The organism is Streptomyces sp. YS-3, assembly GCF_045257485.1.
GTDB lineage: Bacteria > Actinomycetota > Actinomycetes > Streptomycetales > Streptomycetaceae > Streptomyces.
Genome location: NZ_JBJHPC010000497.1, coordinates 1 through 5,395 on the forward strand (window position 1 = coordinate 1; position 5,395 = coordinate 5,395).

A 5,395-nucleotide genomic window follows, 5' to 3' on the forward strand; every position below is an offset into this window, starting at 1 on the left:
CCGCCGCACCGCCGCCGCCCCCATCGGGCCCCGGTACAGATCGGCGAGTTCGGCCGCCGCCGGGGTGCCCGAGGTCAGGGCGGCCACCACCGGCAGCGACTTCTTGTGCGAGGCGAGATCGGCCCCGGCGGGTTTGCCGGTACGGCCGGGGTCGCCCCAGATGCCGATCAGATCGTCGATGAGCTGGAAGGCGAGCCCCGCCTCCCGGCCGAACGCGTCGAGCGCGGACACCTCCTCGGGACCGCTTCCCGCGTAGAGGGCCCCCAGTGAGCAGGCGCAGCCCAGCAGTGCCCCGGTCTTGGCCATCGCCATGCCGAGGCACTCCTCCAGGGAGACGTCCTGGGGGCCGCGCTGCTCGAAGGCGCAGTCGGCCTGCTGTCCGGCGCAGAGTTCGAGGACGCAGGAGGCGAGCCGGGCGGAGGCGGCCGGGGCCGCCGGGTGGGGGTCCTCGGCGAGCAGCCGCAGCGCCAGTGCGAGGAGCGCGTCCCCGACGACGATCGCGTCGGGCGTGCCGAACACGGTCCAGGCGGTGGGCCGGTGGTGCCGGGTGGCGTCCTCGTCGATCACGTCGTCGTGCAGCAGGGTGAAGTTGTGGACGAGCTCGACGGCAGCCGCGGCCCGCCGGGCCCGCCCCGGGTCGCCGCCCAGCGCGCCGGTGGCCGCGAGGACGAGCGCGGGCCGGATCGCCTTGCCCGCCTGTCCGGCGGCCGGGGTGCCGTCCGCGTGCTCCCAGCCGAAGTGGTACATCGCGACCCGCCGTATCGGGCCGGGCAGCGACTCCACGGTGTCCCGCAGGACCGGATCGACCGCCATCCGGGTCCGTTCCAGCAGGTCCACGGCCTCGCGCCCCTCGACGGCTTCCCCCATCGCCAACTCGACATTTCCTCTCGCCGTGTCCGACTGCGCGGGCCTGCCCGCGTCCTGGCCCGCGCGCGGTCAGCCGCCGCGCGCGGTGGGGGTCTTCCGGACGGGCGGCCGGGGGACCTCCCCGACCGCCGACCGCCCGCCCGGGGTCCGGGGGGTCAGCGCCAGCGGCTGACTTCCACGTTCTCCAGGACGCCGAGGGCGTCGGGGACGAGGATCGCGGCCGAGTAGTAGGCGGTGACCAGGTACGAGATGATCGCCTGCTCGTCGATGCCCATGAACCGCACGGACAGGCTCGGCTCGATCTCGTCGGGGATGCCGCTCTGCCGGAGCCCGATGACGCCCTGTTCGTCCTCACCCGTACGCATACAGATGATCGAGGTCGTACGGGCGTCGCTGACCGGGATCTTGTTGCACGGGAAGATCGGCACTCCGCGCCAGGTCGGGATGCGGTTGCCGGCGACATCGATGCTTTCGGGGACCAGGCCGCGCTTGTTGCACTCGCGGCCGAAGGCGGCGATCGCGCGCGGGTGGGCGAGGAAGAGCTTGCTGCCGCGGCGGCGCGAGAGCAGTTCGTCCATGTCGTCGGGGCTGGGCACGCCGTCGTGGGGCTGGAGGCGCTGGCCGTAGTCGCAGTTGGCCAGCAGACCGAACTCACGGTTGTTGACCAGCTCGTCCTCCTGACGCTCGCGCAGCGCCTCGACCGTGAGCCGCAACTGCTGCTCGGTCTGGTTCATCGGCTGGTTGTAGAGGTCCGCGACCCGGCTGTGAACCTTCAGCACCGTCTGGGCGACCGAGAGTTCGTACTCGCGCGGCGAGGCCTCGTAGTCCACGTAGGTGTGCGGGATGACCGCCTCGCCGACATGGCCGGCGGCCAGGTCGATGGCCGCCTCGCCGTACTTGTTGGTCCGCTGCTCGGGGATGGCCGCGTAGGCGGTCAGATGGTCGTTCAGGGAGGTGGCGCGCTCGGCGAGGTTCAGCACGTCCGCGCGCCGCAGCTCCAGGACGGTGCAGGCGGTGGCGGCGCGCGCGGTGTCCTCCCAGGTGGCGTCCCCCGAGACGAGCGCCTGCTCGCCCAGGTGCGCCCCGTCGGCCAGGACGCCGAGCACCGCCTCGTCGCCGTAGGGCCCGGTGCCGACGCGCTCGACGCGGCCGTGGGCCAGCAGATAGACGGTGTCCACCGGGTCCCCGGCGGTGGCGAGGACCTCCCCCGCGGCGAACTCGCGCTGCTCGCAGCGGTTCGCCAGCTCGCTCAGCGCCGCCTCGTCCTCGAAGCCGCGCAGTGCGGGCAGCTCCCCCAGCTCGGCCGGGATGACGGCGACCCGGCGGCCGGTCTGCACGAAGGTGATCTTCCCGTCACCCACCGAGTAGCTCAGTCGCCGGTTGACCCGGTACGTACCACCCTGGACCTGCACCCACGGCAGCATCCGCAGCAGCCACCGGGAGGTGATCTCCTGCATCTGGGGCGCGGACTTGGTGGTGGTCGCCAGATTCCGCGCGGCGGCGGTGCCAAGACTCTGCTGCGCGCGGTTCTCGGGCCCTGCCTCGACCGACATGTGTTTCCTCTCGATCTTCCGATCATGAGCTGACGTGCGCGAGAAGCTTTCCAGCACGGACCGTGCGCGCGCCATTACACAAATGAGTGGGACTAGAACCGCGCCCGGCGGGGCAGGTTGCGCTCTCCCGTGGGGAGCCTCATGGATTCCGGCCACACATGCGCACGGCACGAGCACGGTCAAGCGCGTCCGGGGGCGAGGCGGGAACCCCCGACGGGGAGGCCTCCCTCCGTCATCGGGCGATCTGTCCGGATCGGCTCGCACGCCGACCGAACAGATCGCCCATAGCGGGAAGTTCCGGTAGAAGCGGGTAGAGCACATTCCGGCTCAACCGCACCAGGTACCGCAAACCGGGGTACCGCTCATCGAAGGAGTCGGCCATGGCCCCACCCATGTCGGCTGACCAGTTCCTCTCCGCCCTGCGCGCCGAAGGCCTCCATGTCGTCGAGGTCGACGGCTGGCGCACCCACAACCGCGCCGGGCACGGCGCCTGGGGCCCCCTCAACGGGGTGATGATCCACCACACCGTCACCCAGGGAGCCGATGCGACCGTTCGCATCTGCTACGACGGCTACGACAGCCTGCCCGGCCCGCTCTGCCACGGCGTGATCACCAAGGACGGCACCGTCCACCTGGTCGGCAACGGCCGCGCCAACCACGCCGGCGCGGGCGACGGCGACGTGCTGCGCGCGGTCATCGCGGAGAAACGCCTGCCGCCGTGCGAGAAGGCCGACACCGACGGCAACCCGCGCTTCTACGGCTTCGAGTGCGAGAACCTCGGCGACGGCGAGGACCCCTGGCCACCGGCCCAGCTCCTGGCGATCGAGAAGGCCGCCGCGGCCGTCTGCCGGCACTACGGCTGGACCGAGCGCTCGGTGATCGGCCACCGGGAGTGGCAGCCCGGCAAGGTCGACCCGCGGGGCTTCGGCATGGACTGGCTGCGGGAGCGGGTCCAGGAGCGCCTGAAGTGACGTCCCCGGTCACAATGGACAGGTGACCGAAGAAGCGCTCGACCTCACCACCGCCTTGCGGCCACGCATTCCTTCGCCTCTGCAACCGGTCGAGGACGAGCGCTTCGCCTGCCATGGCGTACGCCTGCTGCTCAAGCGCGACGACCTGATCCACCCGGCCCTGCCGGGCAACAAGTGGCGCAAACTCGCGCTGAACCTGCGCGAGGCGGCCGGGCGGCCGGTGCTGACCTTCGGCGGCGCCTACTCCAACCATCTGCGTGCCACGGCCGCCGCAGGCCGCCTCCTGGGTTTCCCCACCATCGGTGTCGTCCGGGGCGACGAGCTCGCCCACCGGCCCCTGAACCCCTCGCTGGCCCGGTGCGCGGCGGACGGGATGCGGCTGCACTTCGTGGACCGCGCCACCTACCGGCGCAAGGCCGAGCCGGAGGTGCTGGCCGCGCTGCGCGGGCGCTTCGGCCCCGGCGCCTACGTCGTCCCCGAGGGCGGCAGCAACTCCCCGGCCGTGCGGGGCTGCGCGGAGCTGGGGCGCGAACTGGACGGCCACGCCGACGTGGTGGCGGTGGCCTGCGGGACCGGCGGCACCCTGGCCGGGCTCGCCGCCGGGCTCACGGGCGGCCGGCGCGCACTCGGGTTCCCGGTGCTGCGGGGCGGCTTCCTCGCGCGCGAGATACGGCGGTTGCAGGAGGAGACCTTCGGCGCCGCCGGGGACAACTGGTCCCTGGACGAGCGCTTCCACTGCGGCGGCTACGCCCGTACCACCCCCGCGCTCACCGCCTTCGCGGACGACTTCGAGGCCCGCCACGGGCTGCCGCTGGAGCGCCTGTATGTCGCCAAGATGCTGTACGGGCTGGTGACGCTCGCCGGGGAGGGCGCGTTCCGCGCGGGGACCACGGTCGCCGCCGTCGTCACCGGACCGCCGCTCCGGCCGTAGAGGGTTCTCCGGCCGAAGGCGCTCACGACTCGCTCTCGCGGTACGCCGCCGCCTCCTCCAGATCGAGCCGGCGCAGCAGCGTCCGCAGCATCTCGTCGTCGATCCGGCGCGCGTCGCGCAGCTGGACGAACACCTCGCGCTCGGCGCCGATCATCTCGCGCGAGAGCCTGCGGTAGGTGGCGTCGGCCGACTCCCCGGTCACCGCGTTCACCCCGCCGAGCCGCTCCCACGGGGAGTTGCGGCGCCGCTCCAGGACCGTGCGCAGCCGCTCGACCAGCGGCGGCGGCAGCGCGTTCGCCTCGTCCGCGAGCAGCTCCTCAAGACGGCGCTCGGCGGCCAGCGAGGCATCGCTCTGGGCCTGCGCCTCGGCCAGCGTCGCGGCCCGCGCGTCGCGCCCGGGCAGCTTCAGCGCCCGGATCAGCGGCGGCAGCGTCAGCCCCTGCACCACCAGGGTGGCGATGACCGTGGTGAAGGTCAGGAACAGCACGAGGTTGCGGGCCGGGAAGGGGCGGTCGTCGTGCGTGGTCAGCGGGATCGAGAAGGCGATGGCGAGCGAGACCACCCCGCGCATCCCGGCCCACCCCACGATCACCGGCGCCGTCCAGTCGGTGTCCGGCTCGCGGGTGCGGATGCGCTCCGACAGGACCCTCGGCAGGAAGGTAGCCGGGAAGACCCAGACGAACCGCATCGCGACGACCGCGGCGAAGACCCCGGTGGCGTACAGCACCGCCTCCGCCACCCGGTACTCGCCGAGTCCCCTCAGCACCACCGGGAGCTGGAGGCCGATCAGCGCGAACACCGACGACTCCAGGACGAAGGCGACCATCTTCCAGACCGCCGCCTCCTGGAGCCGGGTCGCGAAGTCCACCTGCCAGGAGCGGTGGCCCAGATGGAGTGCGACGACCACCACGGCGAGCACCCCCGACGCCCCGACCTCCTCGGCCGCCGCGTACGCCAGGAAGGGGATGAGCAGCGAGAGGGTGTTCTGGAGCAGCGCCTCCGTCAGGCGCGTGCGCAGCCAGTGGATGGGCACCATCAGCACGAGCCCGATCCCGACCCCGCCGAGCGAGGCC

At 72.7% G+C, this 5,395-nt stretch carries 5 protein-coding genes; 2 read left to right on the forward strand and 3 right to left on the reverse strand.

Annotated elements, in window-relative coordinates; translation table 11 throughout:
* Together ACJA3G_RS29100 and ACJA3G_RS29105 are read right to left on the reverse strand one after the other, a co-directional pair.
* On the reverse strand, positions 1-867 hold an 867-nt coding region (locus ACJA3G_RS29100; protein ID WP_406556023.1), incomplete at its 3' end, for a polyprenyl synthetase family protein.
* Between the two features lie 155 nt (positions 868-1,022).
* Positions 1,023-2,420, reverse strand: coding sequence for a family 2B encapsulin nanocompartment shell protein (locus ACJA3G_RS29105; protein WP_406556019.1), 1,398 nt, complete (start codon positions 2,418-2,420; stop codon positions 1,023-1,025).
* Positions 2,421-2,800: 380 nt separating this feature from the next.
* Between ACJA3G_RS29105 and ACJA3G_RS29110 the strand changes: the two genes are divergently transcribed.
* Both ACJA3G_RS29110 and ACJA3G_RS29115 read left to right on the forward strand, forming a co-directional pair.
* Positions 2,801-3,391 carry an N-acetylmuramoyl-L-alanine amidase gene (locus ACJA3G_RS29110; RefSeq protein ID WP_406556020.1) on the forward strand — a complete coding sequence of 197 codons (591 nt, stop codon included), beginning with the start codon at positions 2,801-2,803 and terminating at the stop codon, positions 3,389-3,391.
* Between the two features lie 22 nt (positions 3,392-3,413).
* On the forward strand, positions 3,414-4,322 hold the full coding sequence (locus ACJA3G_RS29115; RefSeq protein WP_406556021.1) for a 1-aminocyclopropane-1-carboxylate deaminase/D-cysteine desulfhydrase: 909 nt from the start codon (positions 3,414-3,416) through the stop codon (positions 4,320-4,322).
* 22 nt (positions 4,323-4,344) lie between these two features.
* Here ACJA3G_RS29115 and ACJA3G_RS29120 read toward each other — a convergent pair.
* The coding region (locus ACJA3G_RS29120) for a cation:proton antiporter (RefSeq protein ID WP_406556022.1) at positions 4,345-5,395 on the reverse strand (1,051 nt) is incomplete at its 5' end.